Annotated in this window: 17 protein-coding genes; 8 read left to right on the top strand and 9 right to left on the bottom strand. The window is 73.0% G+C overall.

The annotated features are described in order from the left end of the window. Nucleotides 1–38: 38 nt before the first annotated feature. Genes ACFXGN_RS27400 through ACFXGN_RS27370 form a run of 7 tightly spaced genes read left to right on the top strand, consistent with a single transcriptional unit; the run spans nt 39 to nt 6,313 of the window. Nucleotides 39–1,217: an aminotransferase class I/II-fold pyridoxal phosphate-dependent enzyme gene (locus ACFXGN_RS27400; RefSeq protein WP_384864280.1), complete on the top strand. Its 1,179-nt coding sequence runs from the start codon at nt 39–41 to the stop codon at nt 1,215–1,217. Beyond that, complete coding sequence (locus tag ACFXGN_RS27395) at nt 1,207–1,752, top strand: DUF6190 family protein (RefSeq protein WP_384864278.1); 546 nt, start codon at nt 1,207–1,209, stop codon at nt 1,750–1,752. The genes ACFXGN_RS27400 and ACFXGN_RS27395 overlap by 11 nt, the downstream gene beginning before the upstream one ends. Nucleotides 1,753–1,777: 25 nt before the next feature. Then, on the top strand, nt 1,778–2,581 hold the full coding sequence (locus tag ACFXGN_RS27390) for a dihydrodipicolinate synthase family protein (protein WP_384864276.1): 804 nt from the start codon (nt 1,778–1,780) through the stop codon (nt 2,579–2,581). Further along, nucleotides 2,578–3,486 carry an iron-containing redox enzyme family protein gene (locus ACFXGN_RS27385; protein WP_384864275.1) on the top strand — a complete coding sequence of 303 codons (909 nt, stop codon included), beginning with the start codon at nt 2,578–2,580 and terminating at the stop codon, nt 3,484–3,486. Before ACFXGN_RS27390 ends, ACFXGN_RS27385 begins: the two co-directional genes overlap by 4 nt. Continuing rightward, nucleotides 3,483–3,797, top strand: coding sequence for a Rieske (2Fe-2S) protein (locus ACFXGN_RS27380; RefSeq protein WP_384864273.1), 315 nt, complete (start codon nt 3,483–3,485; stop codon nt 3,795–3,797). Before ACFXGN_RS27385 ends, ACFXGN_RS27380 begins: the two co-directional genes overlap by 4 nt. Then, complete coding sequence (locus tag ACFXGN_RS27375; protein ID WP_384864271.1) at nt 3,794–5,308, top strand: purine-cytosine permease family protein; 1,515 nt, start codon at nt 3,794–3,796, stop codon at nt 5,306–5,308. The genes ACFXGN_RS27380 and ACFXGN_RS27375 overlap by 4 nt, the downstream gene beginning before the upstream one ends. A 3-nt stretch (nt 5,309–5,311) precedes the next feature. Continuing rightward, entirely contained in the window at nt 5,312–6,313 is a 1,002-nt protein-coding gene (locus tag ACFXGN_RS27370; protein ID WP_384864269.1) for a PDR/VanB family oxidoreductase, read from the top strand. A 115-nt stretch (nt 6,314–6,428) separates the two neighbouring features. On the opposite strand, the gene ACFXGN_RS27365 is transcribed toward ACFXGN_RS27370, so the two are convergent. The 9 genes from ACFXGN_RS27365 to ACFXGN_RS27325 form a co-directional block, all read right to left on the bottom strand. Then, nucleotides 6,429–7,514 (bottom strand): Zn-dependent alcohol dehydrogenase, encoded by a 1,086-nt coding sequence (locus ACFXGN_RS27365; protein WP_384864267.1) that lies wholly within the window; start codon nt 7,512–7,514, stop codon nt 6,429–6,431. 34 nt (nt 7,515–7,548) lie between these two features. After that, nucleotides 7,549–8,940 (bottom strand): aldehyde dehydrogenase family protein, encoded by a 1,392-nt coding sequence (locus ACFXGN_RS27360; RefSeq protein ID WP_384864266.1) that lies wholly within the window; start codon nt 8,938–8,940, stop codon nt 7,549–7,551. 483 nt (nt 8,941–9,423) lie between these two features. Then, nucleotides 9,424–10,218 (bottom strand): class F sortase, encoded by a 795-nt coding sequence (locus tag ACFXGN_RS27355; RefSeq protein ID WP_384864264.1) that lies wholly within the window; start codon nt 10,216–10,218, stop codon nt 9,424–9,426. Continuing rightward, entirely contained in the window at nt 10,205–10,828 is a 624-nt protein-coding gene (locus ACFXGN_RS27350) for a hypothetical protein (protein ID WP_384864263.1), read from the bottom strand. The genes ACFXGN_RS27355 and ACFXGN_RS27350 overlap by 14 nt, the downstream gene beginning before the upstream one ends. A gap of 232 nt (nt 10,829–11,060) precedes the next feature. Continuing rightward, nucleotides 11,061–12,596, bottom strand: a complete 1,536-nt coding sequence (locus ACFXGN_RS27345) for a CitMHS family transporter (protein WP_384864261.1) — start codon at nt 12,594–12,596, stop codon at nt 11,061–11,063. Between the two features lie 492 nt (nt 12,597–13,088). Beyond that, nucleotides 13,089–13,898: a TetR family transcriptional regulator gene (locus tag ACFXGN_RS27340; protein ID WP_384864259.1), complete on the bottom strand. Its 810-nt coding sequence runs from the start codon at nt 13,896–13,898 to the stop codon at nt 13,089–13,091. A 38-nt stretch (nt 13,899–13,936) separates the two neighbouring features. Further along, nucleotides 13,937–15,196, bottom strand: coding sequence for a hypothetical protein (locus tag ACFXGN_RS27335; protein ID WP_384864389.1), 1,260 nt, complete (start codon nt 15,194–15,196; stop codon nt 13,937–13,939). Between the two features lie 104 nt (nt 15,197–15,300). Then, nucleotides 15,301–16,365 (bottom strand): hypothetical protein, encoded by a 1,065-nt coding sequence (locus ACFXGN_RS27330; RefSeq protein WP_384864257.1) that lies wholly within the window; start codon nt 16,363–16,365, stop codon nt 15,301–15,303. Continuing rightward, the gene (locus ACFXGN_RS27325) at nt 16,362–18,584 is read right to left on the bottom strand and encodes a right-handed parallel beta-helix repeat-containing protein (protein ID WP_384864255.1); all 2,223 of its coding nucleotides are present in this window, start codon (nt 18,582–18,584) and stop codon (nt 16,362–16,364) included. The genes ACFXGN_RS27330 and ACFXGN_RS27325 overlap by 4 nt, the downstream gene beginning before the upstream one ends. A 292-nt stretch (nt 18,585–18,876) precedes the next feature. Here ACFXGN_RS27325 and hmgA point away from each other — a divergent pair, with 292 nt between their 5' ends. Beyond that, complete coding sequence (gene hmgA / locus ACFXGN_RS27320) at nt 18,877–20,199, top strand: homogentisate 1,2-dioxygenase (protein ID WP_384864253.1); 1,323 nt, start codon at nt 18,877–18,879, stop codon at nt 20,197–20,199. Nucleotides 20,200–20,213: the final 14 nt, after the last annotated feature.

Raw genomic sequence — 20,213 nt, 5'->3', positions numbered from 1 at the left:
TTCCGGACGGACATTCGTATCGACAGCGGGAGTTCCTCGTGTCCTTGACCGACAAGGCGGACGTCAGCACGTTCGTCGACCTGACCCAGCACGAGATCGAGGCCCTGAAGACCCGGTTCAACCTGGCCGACGCGCACACCCACCAGCGCCAGTCCGTCTCGCAGGAGCGGATCGTCTCGCGGCTGCCCGAGCTGTGGCACGAGTCCGAGTCCAAGCAGCAGGCGCACTTCGAGCGCCAGTTCGTCGACGCCTTCTTCCGGCTGCACCAGCAGCCCACCGCCCGTGCGATGGACCGCACGCTGCTCTCCTACTCGGCCAGCGTGTCGACGATGGTCGCCGGCATGTTCCTCAAACAGCGCGGGATGTCCGTGCAGCTGGTCGAGCCCTGCTTCGACAACCTGGTCGACCTGCTGCGCAACATGCAGGTGCCGATCTCCCCGCTCGCCGAGTCGGCACTGCACGAGAAGGACGCCATCTACGAGCGGCTCGTCGAGCAGATCGACGCGGACGCGATCTACCTGGTGGACCCCAACAACCCGACCGGCTTCACCCTGCTCGCCGAGAAGCTGGAGGGCTTCCGCGAGGTCGTCCGCTACTGCGTGGACCACGACAAGGTCCTCGTCATGGACTTCTGCTTCGCGTCCTTCGCGCTCTGCGACGAGAACATCGGCCGGGTGGACATCTACCGGCTCCTGGAGGAGTCGGGCGTCACCTACATGGTCATGGAGGACACCGGCAAGACCTGGCCGATCCAGGACGCCAAGTGCGCCATGATCACCGCCAGCCGGAACATCCAGGAGGAGGTCTACAACCTCCACACCAGCGTGCTGCTCAACGTCTCGCCGTTCGTGCTCAACATGGTCACCCAGTACGTCGAGGACTCCATCACCGACGGCTTCGCCTCCGTCCGGGGCATCATCAGGACCAACGGCGACGCCGCCCGCGCCGCGCTCGACGGCACGATCCTGGAGTTCCAGGAGCCGGTGGTCGGCACCAGCGTCGCCTGGTTCCGCATCACGGCCGAGCACGTGACGGCCTCCCAGCTCCAGGCAGTCCTCTTCGACGAGGAGGTGTACGTCCTGCCGGGCACCTTCTTCTACTGGAACACCAAGGAGAAGGGCGAGCGCTTCGTCCGGCTGGCCCTGGCCCGCGAGCCCGAGGTGTTCGCCGGTGCCATGGAGCGGATGCGGAAGGTCCTCGAGCGCTATGCGGCCTGACGCGAACGCCCCCGTCTTCGTCGACGCCACCCTCTTCATGGGGATGCACAGCGAGGACGAGGCCGTCCGGACCGGCTGCAAGGCCTTCTTCGCCGACCGGCTGGCCGCCGGGGAGGCGGGCCGGGTCCTGATGAACTGGGAGCAGGTCGGCCGCTGCGACGACCTCGTCTGGGGCTACGAGCGGCGGACGCAGGACGAGTACTACCCGTTCATGGACGTCCTCCACACCGATCTGGCCGTCGACCGGGTCCCGTACGACGAGGACGACGTCCGCCGGGCGTTCACCTCGCCCGGACTCGGCGGACTGCCCGCGCACGAACGGCTGCTGCTGGCCCAGGTCCTCGGCCGCGGCGGCGTCCTGCACACGGCCAGCCCCCGGCTGGTGGAGGCGGCGCGCGGACTGCCCGTCGTCCCGGTCTCCCCCCGCGCGGCGGCCGACGCGCCCGCTCCCCTCGTGGAGCCCACGTTCCCCGCGTACCTGGAGGAGCTCTACCAGCGGTCGCTGGTCCTCACGGTCGCGTCCGCGAACCTCTGACCGATCTGCGAAGGACACCCCACTCATGCCTGGCACCTACTCCGGGACCGTCGTCCCGCTGATCACCCCCCTCGACGAGCACGGCACCGTCGACGAGCAGAGCCTCGTCCGTCTCCTGGACCACATCAGGGCCGAGGTCACCGGCTTCATGCCCGCCCTGACCTCCGGCGAGGGCTGGAAGCTCGACGCCCGGCAGTGGCAGGACGTCGTGACCTACACCGTCCGGCACGCGGGCGGACTGCCCGTACTGGCCGGAATCCAGCTCCCCGACACCGACGCGGTGATCGAACGGGCGCGCACGGCCGCCGCGATCGGCGTGGACGCGGTCGTCGTGACCACCCCGTTCGGCACCGAGGTCACCCAGGACCGGATCGTCGAGCACTACCGGGCGCTCCGCGCGGCCGTCGACGTCCCGGTCTTCCTCTACAACGAGGAGGCGCTCTCGGGCAACCGCATCGAGTTCGACACCCTGCTGAGGATCTGCGAGATCCCCGGGATCGTCGGCATCAAGGAGTCCAGCGGCGACGCCGCCTTCACCCGCAAGACGGCCGAGGCGGGCACCGGCATCCCGGTCTTCGAGGGCTGGGAGAACCTGCTCGTCGACGCCCGGGGCATCGACGGCTTCATCGGCCCGCTGGCCAATCTGGAACCCGGTCTGTGCAACGCGATGCTGGTCGACCCCACCCCCGACCGGCAGGCGGAGATCAACTCCGTCTGCGAGGAGTACGGCGTCTTCAAGGACGACTGGTACCGCTGGGTCAAGCGGGAACTGCACCGGCGCGGTGTGATCAGCTCCCCCACCGTCCACGAGGAGGCGAAGGCGGCATGAGCACCACCCCCGCCACCCCTTCACCCCCTGTCACCCTTTCACCCCCCGTGCCCGCCGCCGCCCCCGTCGCCGCGCACTCGATCACGGCTCCCCCGGCGACGGCCCAGCGCGAACTGCACGCCCTGTACCGGCGCGTCCCCCACCTCGGCGACTACGGATCGATGACCGCGATCGAGGAGCGGTGGATCCTGCCGAAGGCACGGGCGTACGAGGCCGCCGCGCCGCGCTTCGGCTCGGCGGGCGAACTGCTCCAGGCCCTCAAGGAGTTCCTCGCCGAGGAGGGGGCCGCGCTCCCCGAGAGCGCGACCTTCCTCGCCGAACGGGCGACGCTCGACCAGTTCAAGCTCGTGGTCCGGCAGTTCGCCCTCGACGGGCTCACCGAGTCCGAGTCGCTGCTGCCGGTCGTCCCCCGGCTGCCGTACCGCTCGGCGATGGCGGTCTTCCGGGTCCTCATCGACGAACTCGGCTGCGGCAACGAGGAGAAGGCGCACTCCCAGCTCTACCGCGACCTGCTCACCGAGCTGGATCTGAGCCTGCGGCCCGACGACTACCTCGACGAGACGACTCCCGAGTGCTTCGCCTACGTCAACATGTTCCACTGGCTGGCCAGCCGGGCGCCCTCGCCCCAGTACTTCCTGGGCGCGTACGCCTACTTCGAGACCAGCGTCCTGTACGCCTTCCAGAGCTTCGCCCGCGCGGCGCGGCGGCTGGGCATCGTCCACGACGCCTACTACACCGAGCACCTCTACATCGACTCGTACCACAGCGGTCACATGCGTACGGCGATCCGCTCGCTGGAGGAGCCGGACCTGGCGAAGATCTGGGCGGGCGTGCGACTGGCGTCCGACATCGTCGGCGCCGCCAACGAGGCGGCCGTCGCACGGGCCAGGGGGACGGCCGCGTGACGGCCGTGCCCGCCGGGCGGCGGCGGGGCACCGGACCCGCCGTACGCCAGGTGACCGAGGAACTGATCCTGGTCGAGGTCGCCGGACGCAAGGTCCTCGCGTCCGCCGTCTGCCCGCACCGAGGGGGCAGGCTCAAGTACTCCCGGGTCGACGGGGACAAGCTCCGCATCACCTGTCCCCTGCACCACACGACCTTCGATCTGACCAGCGGGGAGCGCACCTCCGGCGCGATGTGCGCCTCCCTCCGCGTGGTCGACGTCCTGCCCGGTCAGGACGGTACCGGCCCGGCCCCGTCCGGGGGCGCCCCATGACGACCACACCGACCGGGGCGGCGTCCTTCGCGGCGCCGCCCCGCGCGGCGGCGGACCACGACGGCATCGCCCCGGTGCCCGAGGCCGAACGGACCTCGTCACCGCGCGACTTCGGCTGGATCTGGCCCTCCGCGCAGTTCTCCTTCGGCACCGTCGTCCTCGGCGCGCTCCCGGTCGTCTTCGGTCTCGGCTGGTGGGCCTCGGCGAGCGCGATAGCGGCGGGCGTCGCCGTCGGCACGGCGCTGCTCGCGCCGCTCGCCCGGTTCGGCGTCCGCACCGGCACCAACGATCCCGTGTCGAGCGGGGCGCACTTCGGGGTGCGGGGCAGGGTCGTCGGCAGCACCATCACGGTGGTGACGGCACTCGGCTTCTTCGCCATCGCGGTGTGGACCGGCGGCACGGCGGTGATGGTCGCCGGGCACCGGCTGTTCTCCACCCCGACCGGACCGGGCGCGCTGACGGCCGCGATGTCCGTGACGGCGGCGGCGGTCGCGCTGGTCGCGGTCCGGGGCCACGAGACCCTGGTGCGCACCTACAAGGTCACGGCGGTCACCGGCGGCGCGGTCCTCCTCGGGACGGTGCTCGTCCTCGCGCCCGACTTCGACGCCGGGTACGCCGGGGGGACGCTCGCCCTCGACAGCCCGCTGCACACCTGGCTGCTCGCGGCGACCGCGTCCGCGACCGTGCCCCTCTCCTACGCCACCTTCCAGGGCGACTACACGCGGTTCATGCCCGCGTCGACCTCCCCGGGCCGGGTGGTGCGGGCGAGCGGTGCCTCGATGCTCCTCAGCAGTCTCGCCGCGCTGCTCACCGGCGCGTACGTGACGACGCTCTTCCCGGTCCCGGACGAGCCGTGGCTCCAGGGGCTGACCGACGCGGTGCCCGGCTGGTTCGCGGTGGCGGTCGTGGTCTTCGGCTTCGCGGGCACCCTCCCGCAGGCCGGTCTGTGCCTGTACGCGGCCGGGCTCTCCGCCAACTCGGTGTTCTGGCGCTCCTCCCGGGCGGCCGTGACCACGGTGGTCGCGCTGCTCGCGGCGGGCGTGCTGTACCTCGGGGCGGTGGTGTACGACGCCATGGACGCGATGTCGGCTTTCGTGACGCTGCTGCTCACGGTCGTCGCCCCGTGGGCGGCGGTCCTCTCGGTGGGGTACGCCCGCCACCGGGGGCGGTACGACGCGGCGGCGCTGCGCACCTTCACCAGCGGCGGGGGCGGGCGGTACTGGTACGCGGGCGGGTTCGACCCGCGCGCCGTCACGGCCTTCGCGGCCGGTTCCGTCGTCGGTGTCCTGTGGGTCAACAACCCTTTGTACACCGGGCCGTTGACCGGGGTGACCGGTGGGGTGGACCTGAGCCTGCCGGCCTCGTTCACGGTCGCCGCCACGCTGTACGGGGTGCTCTGCCGGCTCCGGCCGGAGCTGGATCCGGAGCCGCTGCCACCACCGCCGTCGCCCGCCGAGCCCTTGTCCCGTTCCCGTTCCCGTTCCCGTCCTTCCGTCCCCGCTCCGAGGTGATCCATGTCCCCGCTCCCCCTCACGGTCCGGTCGGTCGTCCGGGAGGCCGAGGACGTCCTCGGCCTGCTGCTCGCCGATCCCACGGGCGCCGCGCTGGCCCCGTGGGAGCCCGGCGCGCACCTGGAGGTGACGCTGCCGTCCGGCGCGGTACGGCACTACTCGCTCTGCGGCGACCCGGCGGACCGGAGCGCGTACCGGCTCGGGGTGCTGCGCCAACCGGCGGGCCGGGGCGGCTCCGAGGAGATCCACGCCTCCGTCCGGGAGGGCACGGTCCTGCGGGTCCGGGGGCCGGTCAACCGGTTCCCGCTGGTGCCCGCCGAGCGGTACCTGTTCCTCGCGGGCGGCATCGGCATCACTCCGCTGCTGCCGATGGTCCGCGCCCTGCCGCCGGGCACCTGGAGCCTGGTGTACGGGGGCCGGAGCCTGGCCTCGATGGCGTACCGCGAGGAACTCGCCGGGCTCCCGGGCGTCACCCTCGTCCCGCAGGACACGGCGGGGCGGCCCGATCTGGACACGGTCCTCGGCGGGCTCGCGCCGGACACGGTCGTCTACTGCTGCGGCCCCGAGGGGCTGCTGCGGGCGGTGGCGGAACGGTGGCGGGGGCCGCTGCGCACGGAACTGTTCGGTGCGGCGGTCCCGGCGTCTCCTACGGAAGTGGAGGGCCCGGCGGGTCCGGCGGACTCAGTGGTTCCCGCTGGTCCGGCGGGTCCGGCGGGTCCGGCGGGTCCGGCGGGTCCGGAAGGCTTCGAGGTGGAGCTGCGCCGGAGCGGGCTGACCCTGTGGGTGGAGCCCTGCCGGACGCTCCTCGACGCGGTGCGCGAGGCGGTGCCCGGGGTGGCGTACTCCTGCGAGGAGGGCTGGTGCGGCACCTGTGAGACGAAGGTGCTCGCCGGGGTGCCCGAGCACCACGACTCGGTCCTCGGTGAGGACGAGAGGGGGTCGGGGACGACGATGATGATCTGCGTGGGCCGTGCGCACGGCCCCCGCCTCGTCCTGGACGTGTGAGACGCGGGGAGCCCGTACCGGCGCGGTGGCCGGTACGGGCTCCCCGCACGCGTCCGCGCGCCGGGGCCGTTCCCGTGCTCCCGGAGCGGTACGGGCTCCTCCCGGGCCGGGTCCGTCAGGCGGGGAAGACCACCAGGGCCCGGCCTCCCTTGCCCGCGCGCATGTCGGCGAAGGCGCCGGGGATGCCGTCCAGGGGGATGCGGTCGGTCACGAGGGCGCCGAGGTCGAGCCGTCCCGCCCTGATGTGCCCGGCGAGCACGGGCAGGTCCTCGGCGGGGTTCGCGTTGCCGTAGACGCAGCCGGAGAGGGTGCGGCCCCAGTGGAAGATCTCCAGGGCGTTGAAGGTGACCTGCTGGTCCTTGCCGCCGATGCCGACGACCGTGGTCCGGCCGCCGCGCCGGGTGGACTCCCAGGCGGTGCGGATGGTGACGGCCCGGCCGACGCACTCGACCGCCACGTCGACGCCGTGGCCGCCGGTCAGCGCCCGGATCTCCCGGGCGGTGGTGCCGGAGGCGACGACGTACTCGGTGGCGCCCGCCGCTCGGGCCAGCGCCTCCTTCGCCGGGGACACGTCCACGGCGACGATCGTCCCGGCGCCCGCGATCCGGGCCGCCTGGAGCGCGGCGAGGCCCACCCCGCCGGCCCCGAACACCGCGACGGTCTCGCCCGCCCGGACCCGCGCGGAGTGGTGGACCGCGCCCCAGCCGGTGAGCACGGCGCAGCCGAGCAGCGCGGCCTCGGCGAGCGGCACCCCTTCGGGCAGCGGCAGGACGCAGCCCGCCGGTACGACGGTCTCCTCCGCGAAGGCGGCGACGTTGAGGCCGGGGTGCAGTGCGGTGCCGTCGGCCGTGTGGGCGTGGATGTTCCCCGCTCCGGTCAGGGCCTCGGCGCAGAGCCAGACCTCGCCGAGCGAGCAGGCGTGGCAACGGCCGCAGGACGGCGCCCAGTTGAGGACGACCCCGTCGCCGGGGGCGATGTGCGTGACGCCCTCGCCGACGGAGACGACCGTGCCGGAGCCCTCGTGGCCGAGGACGGCGGGGACGGGGACGCGCATGGTGCCGTCGGACAGGGAGAGGTCGGAGTGGCAGACCCCGGCGGCGGCGAGGCGGACCCGGACCTGTCCGGGGCCGGGCTCGGGAAGCTCGATGCCGGTGATCTCCAGGGGAGAGCCGACGGCGGTCAGGACTGCGGCGCGGATCACGCTCGTTGCTCCTTCTGCGTTCGGGACCGGGGGATCAGAACTGGAGGGACTTCGTCTGGAGGTACTCGGCGAGGCCGTGCGCGCCGAGTTCCCGGCCGACGCCGGACTGCTTGTAGCCGCCGAAGGGGGCGAGCGGGTTGAACCGGCCCCCGTTGATGTCGACCTGGCCGGTCTCCATCCGGCGGGCGAAGGCGACGGCCTCTTCGGGCTCGCCCCAGACGGCTCCGGCGAGACCGTAGACGGTGCCGTTGGCGATGCGGAGCGCCTCCTCCACGTCCTCGTAGCGCAGGAGCGAGACGACCGGCCCGAAGATCTCCTCCTGGGCGACGGTCATCTCGGGGGTGACGTCGGCGAGGACGGTCGGGGAGACGTAGTAGCCGGTCTCGCGGGGTGCCCCGGGGCCGCCCGCGACCAGCCGGGCGCCCTCTTCGATGCCCTTCTCGATGTAGCCGCGGACGCGTTCCCGCTGCCTGGCGCTGACCAGCGGGCCGACGCGCTCGCCGGGGACGTACGCGGCGACGGCCTCGGCGGCGAGCGCCACGGCCTCCTCGTACCGGTCGGCGGGGATCAGCATCCGGGTCCAGGCGCTGCACGTCTGGCCGGAGTTGGACATCACGTTGGCGACGCCGACGGCGACGGCCTTGGCGAGATCGGCGCCCGGCAGGATCACGTTGGCGGACTTGCCGCCGAGTTCGAGGGCGACGCGCTTGACGGCGCCGCCCGCGAGGGCGCCGATGCGGCGGCCGACGGCGGTGGAGCCGGTGAAGGAGACGAGGTCCACGCCGGGGTGTTCGGCGAGCGCCTGTCCCGCGACCGGGCCGACTCCGGTGACCAGGTTGAAGACTCCGGCGGGCAGGCCCGCGTCATGGACCGCCTCGGCGAAGAGCTGGGCGGTGAGCGGGGTGTCCTCGGCGGGCTTGAGGACGGTGGTGCAGCCCGCGGCGAGGGCCGGGGCGACCTTGGCGACGATCTGGTGGAGCGGGTAGTTCCAGGGGGTGATGGCCCCGACGACGCCGACCGGCTCGGCGTACACGGTGGAGTTGCCGATCCTCTCCTCGAAGGGGTGGGTGGCGGCGAGTTCCGCGTACGAGCCCGCCACCGCGATCGGCAGTCCGGTGTGGACGGCGGCGGCGAACCTCGGCGGGGCGCCGAGTTCGGCGGTGACGGTGGCCGCGATCTCCTCCGCGCGGGCGACGAGGGCGTCCCGCAGGGCGGCGATGCGGGCGGCGCGCTCGGCGGGCGGGGTCGCGGCCCAGCCGGGCAGCGCGGCGCGGGCGGCCCGTACGGCGGCGTCGACGTCCTCCGCGGTACCGGCGGGGACGTGGCCGATGACCTGTTCGTCCGCCGGGTTGATCACGGCGATGGTGCCGGAGCCCGTGGCGGGACGCCACTCCCCGCCGATGTACATCGCGTCGTGCGCCTTCATCCGCTGTCTCCTCACACTGCCGACAGGTCCGCCGTCGCCCCAAACTAGCGCCGTTAGTTTTTGGGCGCCAGGGCCTTCGGGGGTGCCCCCGGTCTCATGCGGCCCGGCGGCTCGCGGCGCGGGTCGCGGAGCCCGCCACGGGACGGAGGGGGTGCCGTCCCTGTCCGGCGGAGACCCTTCCTCCGTCCGACGGAGGCCCGTCCGTGTCCGGCGGGGGCGTCCACCTCGGGGGGCACACAGGCCGCGCCCGGCGGGCACGCACCGGGCGGCGCGGCCCGCCGGGCGCGGCGGGAAGGGGCCGACGGAACGGCTGGAATCCGTCGGAACCGGGATGCGATGGTGCGGGTCGGCCTCCTGAGGGGTCGGCTCTTCCTGGACTCAGGGCTTCTGAGACCCGGGCGCTCTGGGGCCCAGGGGCTTCTGGGCTCAGGGCTTCTGGGCTCAGGGCTTCTGCGCTCAGATCTTCTGGGCTCAGATCTGGGCTCAGATCTTCTGGGCGATGTCGGTGAGATGGGCGAAGACGACGATGTTCGCCTCGTAGCCCGTTCTGCGGTCGAAGGTTCCGCCACAGGTCAGCAGGCGCAGTTCGGGGCGCCCGGTGGAGCCGTAGACCTGCTCGTCGGGGAATTCGGCCTTGGTGTACGTCTGGACGCGATCGACCGTGAAGACGGCGACCCGGCCGTCGGCGCGGGCGATCCGGACCGTGTTGCCGGGGCTGAGCGAGTTCAGGTTGAGGAAGACGGCGGGTCCGGTACGGGTGTCCCGGTGGCCGACGACGACCGCGGTCCCGCGCTCCCCCGGTGTCGCTCCCCTCGCGTACCAGCCGACCGCCCGGGGGTTGTCGACCGGCGGGGTCGCGAGCCGTCCCTGACCGTCGAGACCGAGTTCGACCACCGGTGCCTCGATGGTGATGGCCGGGACGGCGACGGCGGTGGGACGCGAACGCGCCAGCGGGGCGGGCGGGGGTCCCGGACGGGGCGGGGGTACGGTCCTCGCCCGTTGCGCGGGCACCCCGTTCGGGCCGCTGGTGCCGTGCGGCGGGGCTCCGGGGTGCTCCCTGGCCTTCGCCTTGTGGTCGAGCGCGGTCGCCGCACCGGCCGCCGTGGCGTTCAGACCGGGGGCCGCCGGTCCGACGGCGAGCTGCGGCTCGGCCGGTTCCTCGCCTCCGGCCCACCAGATGCCCCCGCCCACCAGGACCACCGTCACCGTCACGGTCCTCGCGAGCCGGAAGAGGCGCCGCCGTCGGCGCGCGAGGCGGGCGGACCTACGCGACGCCATCGTCGCGGCGGCGGGAGCGGCGGATCAGGACCAGTCCGGTCGCACCGGCGAGAGCGGCGGCCACGGCCGTCCCGATGCCGAAGAGGGAGGAGCCGTCGTCGGCGGCCAGCTCCGCGCTGCCGCCGCCGCCCGCGCCGACCGGGCCGTGCGGAGGCTTGCCGGGGCCGTTCCCGCCGGTCGTCGGGGAGATGGTGCCGCAGTCGACCTTGAAGACCTTCTGCTTGGCCGCCCCGGTCTCCCCCAGGAAGGTCCAGACGAGCTTGTACTGGCCGTCGGGCAGCGACAGCGGGGCGGTGTGCCCGGTCCCGGTGCCCAGGTCGATGAGACCGCTGAGCTGCGGGACGGCGACCCTGGCCGACTGGGCGGTGATCGCCCAGCTGACCTGCTGGAGCGCGTCGAAGTCGAAGGCCGCGAGGTAGAACTTGCAGACCTTCGGCTCGTCCTTCGAGTCGCCGAAGGGCGTGCCGACCGCGTGGATCTTCACGTCGCCGTTGTCGCCGGGGGCGGCGGACGCGGTCTGCGCCCCGGTCAGGGCGAGGCCGCCGACGGCGAGCACGGCGGCGGTCACGGCGGCGGGCCCGGCGAGGGGCCGGACGGTGCGAGGGGACATGCGGGGGTCCTCCGGAAGGGCAAAGTCAGGTGGATGATCCGATAATCGGACTATCTGTCATGACATGACCACGGAGGGTCGCAACATGCCCGCACCGCCCCCCGATGTCGCCCGTCCGGCCGCAGGCCCGCCCCCGAGGAGGGGCGGGCCTGGGTCTTCCGGGGCCGGGCGGGGGTCCGGCACCCGCGTCGGGTCTTCCGGGGCGGGGCAGGGTCCGGCCCCCGCGTCCGGATCAGATGATGCCGAAGACCATGCCCGCCGCGAGGACGACCAGCGAGGTCAGCGCGGCCCACTTCACGGTGAACTTGGTGTGGTCGCCGAACTCCACCTTCGCCATGCCGACGAGGACGTACACGGCGGGCACCAGCGGGCTCGACATGTGCAGCGCCTGGCCGACCAGCGACGCCCGCGCGATCTCCAGGGGCGAGACGCCGTGGGCCGCGCCCGCCTCGGCGAGCACCGGAAGCACGCCGAAGTAGAAGCCGTCGTTCGACATGAAGTAGGTGAGGGGGAGACTCAGCAGACCGGTGACCAGCGCCATGTGCGGGCCCATGCCCTCGGGGATGGTGTTGACCAGCCAGTCGGCCATGTGCTTGACCATGCCCGTACCGGTGAGGACACCGGTGAAGACGGCGGCGGCGAAGACCATGCCGGTGACGTTGAGGACGTTGTCCGCGTGGGCGGCGATCCGCTCCCTCTGCTCGCTCATCTTCGGGTAGTTGACGGTGAGCGCGAGCGCGGCGCCGAGGAGGAAGAGGACCGGGATCGGCATCAGTTCGAGGATCATCGCGGCGAGCAGCGCGACGGTCAGACCGGCGTTGAACCAGTACAGCTTCGGGCGGAGCGTCGGACGGTTCGGGTCGAGCCCCTGGAAGCCCTCGTCGTCACCCAGGACGGCGACGGAACCGGCGGGACCGGCCGGGCCGGAGGCGGAATCAGAGGCAGAGGCAGAGGCAGAGGCGGAAGCGGAGGAGCCGAGGGCGGCGGCGCCGGAACCCGCGGCCGACTTCCCGGCCTTGCCCGCCTTGCCCGCCTTGCCCGCCTTGCCGGACTTCCCGGCCTTGCCCGACTTCGCGGAGGTGCCCGAGGTACCGCCGCCCGTCCCGACCAGCACGGTCTCGCTCTCCGACGTGAGGGCCTCGTCGAGCGTGAGGTAGCCGACGCGCTTGCGCTCGCGCAGACCGAGGGCGTACGCGAGGACGAAGACGAAGAGCAGGCCGACGCCGAGCGCGGGGATCATCGGGACGAAGATGTCTCCGGCGTCCAGCTTCAGCGCGGTCGCGGCGCGAGCGGTGGGGCCGCCCCAGGGCACGGTGTTCATGACGCCGTTGGCGGTCGCGGCGACACCGGTCATGACGACCAGGCTCATCCCGAGCCGCTTGTAGAGCGGATACATCGCCGAGACGGTGATCATGAAGGTGGTGGAGCCGTCGCCGTCCAGCGAGACGATCGCGGCGAGCACCGCCGTACCGACGACGACCCGCATCGGGTCGGCCTTGCAGAAGCGCAGGATGCCCCGGACGATCGGGTCGAAGAGACCGACGTCGATCATGACGCCGAAGTAGACGATGGCGAACATCAGCATCGCCGCCGTCGGAGCCAGCTTGCCGACCCCTTCGATCACGTAGTCGCCGAGCTGGGCCCCCTGGCCGACCGCGACACAGAAGAGCGCGGGAATGAGTACGAGCGCCGCGATCGGCGACATCTTTTTCATCATGATCAAAACCAGGAAGGTTGCGATCATGGCGAAGCCGAGGACGGTCAGCATGGAGGACACCTCACGTTCACCCTTGAACTGCCGCCGAGCGGCGGTCCGGATGACCGTAGGTGCCCGCTTCTGTTGTTAACAAGATGTTGACGTGTGAGCAATACGAGCAAAACCCCAGGTCAAGGCGGGGGTGACAGCTCCACGGGGGCCTCCGGCTCACCGCCCTCGCCCCGCACCAGGGTCAGCCAGCCGTCAACCGGCCGCGGCCGGGCCGCGGCCTCGGGAGGCGCCTGAAGGGCGCGCCGGTTCGAACCTCCGCCGAGCGCCGGGGTGTTGTACGGCCGACTGCCGTCGCGCGGACGGCGGCGCCCGGCGAGCCGGAGGGTGCCCGGGCCGGGCGCTCCTGGGTCACAGCCCTGGCGGCTCCCTGGGGCGTCGGGTGGCGCCGTACGTACCGACCAGTAGGCACGTACGAGAGGGGTGCGCGGGGGACGCGCGGGGCCCCGGGTGCGCCTCGAAGGCATCCCGGGCCCCCGGGACCTGCCGGATGCGTCACGCCAGCGAGGGCGCCAGATAGGCGTGGAGGAGCAGACGGGTCTCGTCGACGAGCGCGGGGTCTCCGGCGGGGTCGGTGCGGAAGGCGAGCCGGACGAGGGCGTCGGCGGTCTCGACGCCGACCAGGACCTTCCGGCGCAGATCGGTGTCGGCGGGCCGGTCCAGATGGGCGGCGAGCAGGACGCAGATCCGCTCGGCGACGAGCCGGTTGGGGTCGTCGACTTCGCCTCCGGTTCCGGCGCTTCCGGTGCCTTCGCTTCCGGTGCCTCTGCCTCCGTCGCCGTCACCGTCGTCTTCGGTTCCGGTCCCGGCGCCCCCGGCCCTGCGGGTCCCGGCTCCCTCGTCCCGTCCCTCCGCGTCGCCGCCTCCGCCGGGGCCCTCCTCGTGCTCGCCCGCGTTCTCGCCGGGAGCGGCGGAAGGGACGCCGAAGTCGACGAGGGCGAAGCCCGGGACGGTCCGCTTCATCGCGATGAACTCGTCGAGGACGCCGTCGATGGCCCCGTGCGCGTCGAGGGCCGGGGTCTCGGCGAGGCGGCGCGAGACCCGCCGGGCGTACTCGTCGAGGTTGCGGTGGGCGAGGGCGGCGACCATCGCCCGCTTGTTGCCGAAGAAGCGGTAGACGGAGCCGATGGGGACCCCCGCGCGGCCCGCGACGGCCCGGGTGCTCAGCTGCTCATAGCCCGTCTCGTCGAGGAGCGCGGCGCAGGCGTCGAGGATGCGGGCGAGCCGCTCGGCACTGCGCTGCTGCACGGGGGCACGGCGGAGGGCGGGCGGGGTCTGGGGTCGCGTCTGGTGCACGGGGACCATGATGCCGCTCCGGTCGGTGGTCGGGCGAGGAACGCCCCTCAGGCGATCAGCAGGCCGATGCCGCCGAGGGTGTACGCGATCATCAGGACGAACAGCGGGAGTTGGCCGGCGACGGCCCGGTCGGGCGGGAACAGCCGGACCGCCCGGTCGTGTGCGGCGATCACACCGAGGACGTGGCCGGTGACGATCGCGGAGACCTGGAGCGTGGCGAGGCCCGCGGGACCCAGGAGCGGGGCGGGTGGAAGGGCGTTGTCAGTGCCCCCTGCCATCATGACTGTACGTGGTCCTTCGGTGACGAAGAGCGAGAAGTAGTGGGCGACGAGATAGCCGAGGGCGATGGGCAGGAGCGAGTGGGCGAAGGAGGTGAGCGGGGTGGTGACGGCGCGGTGCATCAGACGCAGGGCGCCCGCGCAGAGTCCGTAGCAGGCGGCGGCGAGGGCGACGGCGGCGAGGAAGCCGAGTGTGGCGGTGGGGGTGGGGCCGAGGGGCGAGGTCTGGAGGGTGGTGATCCAGCGGGGGTTGTCGGAGAGGCCGTCGTAGGCGGTGGAGCCGAGCAGGACGCAGACGGTGGCGACGAGTCCGGGGGTCTGCGGGGTGGCGTCGAGACCGTGGAAGGGGGAGCGCAGGACCAGTCGGCCGTCGGTGCGGCGGCCGAGCGGTGAGAGCCGGGCGAGAAGGGAGGAGTAGACCTCGAAGGGGTCGGCGTGGGCGAACCACCGGTCGCCGTAGCGGGCGGCGCCCAGGAGCTGCGCGCCGGTGTGGACGGCGAGGGCCACGAGGAGGGTGGTGGTGGAGGTGTTGTCGGGGGCGACGAGTTCGAGCCAGGTGAAGAGGAGGAGCCCGGCGGCGGCCGGGCGGATGCCGACGGCGGCGGGGAGGGGGCGCGGTGTCCGGGGCGGGCGGAGGGAGTGGAGGGCGCGCAGGGGGTTGAGGAGGCGCCAGACGGGGCCGAGGAGGAGCGAGGCGGGGACGAGTCCGACCCAGAGGAGGACGTAGAGGGCGCCGGGCGCGGGGTTGTGGTCCGGGTCGTCGGGACCGAGGAGGAGGTGGAGGAGGACGACGAGAGCGGCGGCGGCGCCGAGGAGGCGGAGCGCGGTGCGGGTGGCGGGGGCGTCGGCGGCCCGCTGGAGGGCGGCGGGGAGCGGGCGGCCCGCGAGGTCGCCGCGGAAGCGGGAGGTGGACCAGAGCAGGCCGAGGGCGAGGAAGGAGACGAGCAGCGCGGCGAAGGCGCCCGCGTAGGCGTAGAACGGCGAGAGGGGGAGGTCGTGCTGTGAGCCCACGCCGTGGGCGAGGGAGATCCCGGAGTCGAAGGGTGTTCCGGCGGTGAGGGGCGTTCCGGCGGTGAGGCCGGACGCGGGGGCCGGGGCCCAGACCGCTTGGGCGGTCTGGGCGAGGGGGCCGGTCATCGGACGACGAGTTGGGTCAGCACGAGTCCGGACTCGTGGGTCTCCACCTCGAAGAGACCGGTGCGGTCGACGGTGAAGGTGAGGGTCGCGGGTTCGCCGGGGGCGAGGGTCAGTTCGCGGTCGTAGCCGTGGACGTGGACGGTGTCGGCGCGGTCGGCGGTGACCCGGAGGGTGAGGCGGTCGCCCTTCTTCAACTCGATGCGGGACGGAGGCGGCGAGACGGTCTTGCCGGTGACGGTGAGGGTGACGGTCCGGCCGGGGTCGGGGGCGGCGGAACCGGTGGGGCGCGGGGTCCCCGGGGCGGTGGAACCGGGGGTGGCGGCCGGGGGCTTCCCGGGGTCCGACGGATCGGGCGCGGCGCCCAGGGACAGGGTGGTCTGGACGGGGGCACCAGAGACGGCCCAGACGGTGTGGTCGTCCGCGTGGAGCCGGACGGTCAGGGTGCGGGCCCCCGGAGGCACGTACCCCCAGGGGCCGTAGAGGCGGCCGGTCTCCCGGCCGTCGACCAGCAGACGGGCATGGCCACGGCCCGGGAGGGCCCCGCCGCCGGTGCTCTCGGGGGTGAAGCGGAACCTCTCCACCGTGAGGTGGACGTTCCAGCCGCCCTCGCTGTCGGGGACGGCCTCGGCCCGGACGGTCGGCGCGTCGGCCACGGGCAGCTCCCGGAGCCGGTGTCCGCCCTCGTCGCGGGCCGGGAGCAGGGTGCCGTTGCTCCCGGTGGCCTCCTGGTGGCTGGTCCCCGGCTTGTGGTGGGTGGTGGCCCGGCCGCCACAGCCCACCAGGGCCAGGGCCGCGACCAGGACGCCCATGACGAGCGCCCGGGGAGCCACGGCAGGCCGCCGCGCCAGCCGCCCGTGGGCGGCCCCTCCGGCGGCGGGGAGGACGGGGACACGGCCAGCGGTGGGAGCGGCCGTACGGGCGGCCTTACGGCCAGCGGCGGGGGCGGGGGCAGCAGTGGGAGCGGGGGCGGGGGCACGGACGGTCGTACGGGCCCCGATCCGGATAGGCGTACGGACGACCGTACGGGCCGCGATACGGAGGGGGTTACGGATCGGGGTCACGCCGTCCCCTCCTCGCCGGGCCGGGCCTGCGCGGGGCTGATGCCGGTACCAGCCCCGGAACCGGAACCGGGGCCAGGGCGTGAGCCGCCCACGGCGCCGGTTCCGCCCCCGGTGTCTGCGGCGGCGCCGACACCAGCGACCCCGTCGGCGTCCTCACCGGGGCGCGCTCCGCCGGGGCCCGTGGGCGACGGCGGTTCCGGGGACGACGGGGCGGCGGAGCTACGCCCGCCCGCCGCCACGACGGCCCAGAGGACCCAGACGACGCCGAGGAGCAGACGGAGCCAGGCCGGGCTCAGGGGGATGCCCGGGACCATCAGGATCGCCTTGTCGAAGGCGTCGAGGAGGGTGAGGGCGCCCAGGACCACGGTGGTCCAGGCGAAGACGGGGCGGGTGGGACGGAGGGCGAGGCCGAGCAGGGTCCACCAGGCGCCGGTGAGGAGCAGCGCGAGGGCGGGGACGACGGTCGGCGTGAGGGCGAGGGTCGAGCCCGCCACGTCGAGGACGAGGCCCGCGAGGCCGAGGAGGGAGGCGACGGCGGCGAGGCGGCTGCCGCGGAGGCGGCGCCACCAGACAGCGAGGCCCGCCAGGGCGAGGACGAGGGCGCTGCCGAGGGCGAGCTGGGTCTCGACGCGCTGGACGCCCCGGGCGCCGTACCAGTCGCAGCCGGCCGGGAGGCGGCGGGCCTGGACGTTGTAGTCGGCGCAGACGAGGAGCTGGGCGAGTTTGACGGGCTCGCCGACGAGCCGGTCGGTGTCGCCGGAGACGTCGCCCCTGCGGGCTCCGCAGCCGGGGAGGGCGCCGGGGGTGGTGGCGCCGGTGTCGGTCTGCCAGCAGTTGCCGCTGCCCTGGCCGTCCCACCAGACGTCGGTGCGGTTGGGGCGGGAGACGCCCGCCTTGTCGACGCCGAGGCGGTTGCCCGCGTAGCGGTTGCGGTGGGAGGTGTCGGCCTGCTTGGCCCAGGCGGACTCGCCCCGGATGAAGGCGGGGACGGCGTTGAGGAAGAAGGCGGTGCGCTGGTGGCCGTAGATCCAGTTGTCCTCGTAGAGGTTCCAGTTGCCGCCCGCGGTGATGATGCCGGTGCCGGGGGGCATGGAGATCTGGGGGCAGACGACGCCCTGTTCGTAGCCCCGGTCGACGGGCGGCTTGGCGCAGGTGCCGTCGGCGACGTACGGGTAGTAGTTCGCGTTGTTGTCGTGGATCAGGTTGCGTTCGAAGCGGGCGTGGTTCTGGGGCAGTCCGGGGTGGCCGGGGAAGGCGGAGTCCATGGAGGCGCCGCCCATGTTGTGGTCGAACTCGTTGTCGTGGACCCAGACGGAGTCTCCGGCGGTGCCGGAGTAGCCGACCATGTTGTGGTGGCTGCGGCAGCCGGTGATCTCGATGGAGTAGCGGGGGACGTCGTAGCCGCGCCCGTCGTTGATGTTCGAGGCCGAGCCGGGGTAGATGCCGGAGTCGCCGTTGCCGTAGGACTCGCAGTTCTTGTAGAGGCCGTGGTCGGAGGCGAAGGTGAGGAATCCGTACTCGTCGTTCCAGCGCGTGAGGACGTCGTCGATGACGAAGCCGTCGGCGGCGAGGACGTACAGCGAGTTGAAGGTGGTGCGCTGGGCGGTGAAGTTGCGGAAGTAGATGCCGTCGGTGCCGTCGGCCCGCAGGGCGTTCAGCTTGCGGTACTTGGCGTCGATGACGACATCGAGCCGGGAGGCGCCGGTGCCCTCGATCTGGAGGTCCTTCTTGCCGAGGATGGCGACGAGGTTCTGGTTGTGCGGGCACCGCAGTTGCTGTTCGTAGCTGAGGATCTGGTAGCCGAGGGAGGACTTGGGGGCCTTGAGGGTGGCGCAGGCTCCGGTGGGCGGGGGCTGCGAGGGCTCCTCCTCGTAGAGCCCGGGGAGGATCGCGATGGTGAGGCCGGGCCGGTCGACGGCGTCGACGGCCTGCTGGAGGTGGCGGTAGCCGTTCCGGACGCAGCGCTCGAAGAGGGCGAGGTTGCGGGTCCTGAGGGTGGCGGGGAAACCGGAGACGCGGCGGGTGAAGTCGGTCCGGTCGGTCTTGCAGACGAGGAGGTCGGGTTCTCCGGTACGGAGCTTCGGCACACTGCCGGAGCCGTCGGGGAAGGTGACGGGCCGCTCCTCGTGGGCCTGGGCCCCGGGTGCGGCGAGCAGGGTCGCGGCGAGTGCGGCGAGCACGGCCGAGAGCGTGAGGACGAACCTTCGGGTCCAGGACATGCGCGTGAGAGTAGAGCAATGTTCATCTTTTTTGACCCCCCTCGTGCGGACATCCGGACGAACGACCTTCACGGGGCGCCCCGTCGACCGCGCGGACATCCGGACGAACGACCTTCACGGGGCGCCCCGTCGACCGCGCGGACATCCGGACCGACGGCCTTCACCGAGCGCCCCGTCGACCGCGCGGACATCCGGACGGACAGCCTTCACGGGGCGCCCCGTTGACGGCGGGCGCGCGGAATCCTACGGTCATGCATAGGATTCCCTTGCGGACTCAGGACAGGAGCGGGCGATGACCACGGAGCAGGCCAGGAAGACGGCCGAGACGCTCGGCTACACCACGGGCTTCGGCAACGAGCACGGCTCGGAGGCGGTCCCCGGAGCACTGCCGGACGGCCGCAACTCACCGCAGCGCGCCCCCCTGGGGCTCTACGCGGAACAGCTCAGCGGCAGCGCCTTCACCGAGCCGCGGGCCCACAACCGCCGCTCCTGGCTCTACAGGATCCGCCCCTCGGCCGCGCACCCGCCGTTCACGCGGACCGACAACGGGGGGCTGCGCGGCACGCCGTTCACCGAGACGGTGCCCGATCCCAACCGGCTGCGCTGGGACCCGCTGCCCGAGCCCGCCCCGGGCACCGACTGGCTGGCCGGTCTGTGGACCCTGGGCGGCAACGGTGACGCGACCCAGCGCACCGGCATGGCCGTGCACCTCTACCACGCCAACGCCGCCATGGAACGGGTCTTCGGGAACGCGGACGGCGAGCTGCTGATCGTGCCGGAGCGGGGCGGGCTGCTGCTCCGCACCGAGCTGGGCCTGCTCGCGGTCCGTCCCGGCGAGGTCGCGCTGCTCCCGCGCGGGGTCCGGTTCCGGGTGGAGCTGCTCGACGCGACCGCGCGCGGCTACGTCTGCGAGAACTACGGCGCGCCGTTCCAGCTCCCCGACCTCGGCCCGATCGGCGCCAACGGCCTGGCCAACGCACGGGACTTCCGGGCGCCGGTCGCCGCGTACGAGGACGTCGAGGGCCCGGTGGAGGTGGTCAACAAGTACTGCGGCAACCTCTGGTCGGCGACGTACGGCCACTCCCCGCTGGATGTCGTCGCCTGGCACGGCAACCACACCCCGTACGTGTACGACCTGCGCCGTTTCAATGTCATCGGGACGATCTCGTACGACCACCCGGACCCGTCGATCTTCACCGTGCTCACCTCGCCGTCGGACACCCCGGGGCTCGCGGGCGTGGACTTCGTGGTCTTCGCACCGCGCTGGCTGGTCGGCGAGGACACCTTCCGGCCGCCGTACTTCCACCGCAACGTGATGAGCGAGTACATGGGCCTGATCGAGGGCGCGTACGACGCGAAGACCGCGGGGAAGGGCGGGTTCGTGCCGGGCGGCGGCTCGCTGCACAACATGATGTCGGCGCACGGTCCCGACCGGGAGACCTTCGACCGGGCCAGCGCCGCCGAACTGCGTCCGCAGAAGATCGACGACGGTCTGGCCTTCATGTTCGAGACCCGCTGGCCGCTGGTCACCACCCCGCAAGCGGCGGAGAGCGATCATCTCCAGCACGGGTACGACGACGTGTGGCAGGGTCTGGAGCGCCACTTTCGGCCGTAGTGTCCCGGCCGTAA

Source organism: Streptomyces sp. NPDC059247 (genome assembly GCF_042754005.1).
GTDB lineage: Bacteria > Actinomycetota > Actinomycetes > Streptomycetales > Streptomycetaceae > Streptomyces.
Note: the sequence above shows the minus strand (reverse complement) of the source record. Positions and strands in the feature narration are given on the sequence as shown.

Excerpts from the sequence above, each read along its gene's own strand:
- ACFXGN_RS27375 (WP_384864271.1), top strand. The coding sequence starts at position 3,794 with ATGACGACCACACCGACCGGGGCGGCGTCCTTCGCGGCGCCGCCCCGC.
- ACFXGN_RS27345 (WP_384864261.1), bottom strand. The coding sequence starts at position 12,596 with ATGCTGACCGTCCTCGGCTTCGCCATGATCGCAACCTTCCTGGTTTTG.
- ACFXGN_RS27385 (WP_384864275.1), top strand. The coding sequence starts at position 2,578 with ATGAGCACCACCCCCGCCACCCCTTCACCCCCTGTCACCCTTTCACCC.
- ACFXGN_RS27370 (WP_384864269.1), top strand. The coding sequence starts at position 5,312 with ATGTCCCCGCTCCCCCTCACGGTCCGGTCGGTCGTCCGGGAGGCCGAG.
- ACFXGN_RS27390 (WP_384864276.1), top strand. The coding sequence starts at position 1,778 with ATGCCTGGCACCTACTCCGGGACCGTCGTCCCGCTGATCACCCCCCTC.
- ACFXGN_RS27340 (WP_384864259.1), bottom strand. The coding sequence starts at position 13,898 with ATGGTCCCCGTGCACCAGACGCGACCCCAGACCCCGCCCGCCCTCCGC.
- hmgA (WP_384864253.1), top strand. The coding sequence starts at position 18,877 with ATGACCACGGAGCAGGCCAGGAAGACGGCCGAGACGCTCGGCTACACC.
- ACFXGN_RS27355 (WP_384864264.1), bottom strand. The coding sequence starts at position 10,218 with ATGGCGTCGCGTAGGTCCGCCCGCCTCGCGCGCCGACGGCGGCGCCTC.
- ACFXGN_RS27325 (WP_384864255.1), bottom strand. The coding sequence starts at position 18,584 with ATGTCCTGGACCCGAAGGTTCGTCCTCACGCTCTCGGCCGTGCTCGCC.
- ACFXGN_RS27395 (WP_384864278.1), top strand. The coding sequence starts at position 1,207 with ATGCGGCCTGACGCGAACGCCCCCGTCTTCGTCGACGCCACCCTCTTC.
- ACFXGN_RS27360 (WP_384864266.1), bottom strand. The coding sequence starts at position 8,940 with ATGAAGGCGCACGACGCGATGTACATCGGCGGGGAGTGGCGTCCCGCC.
- ACFXGN_RS27350 (WP_384864263.1), bottom strand. The coding sequence starts at position 10,828 with ATGTCCCCTCGCACCGTCCGGCCCCTCGCCGGGCCCGCCGCCGTGACC.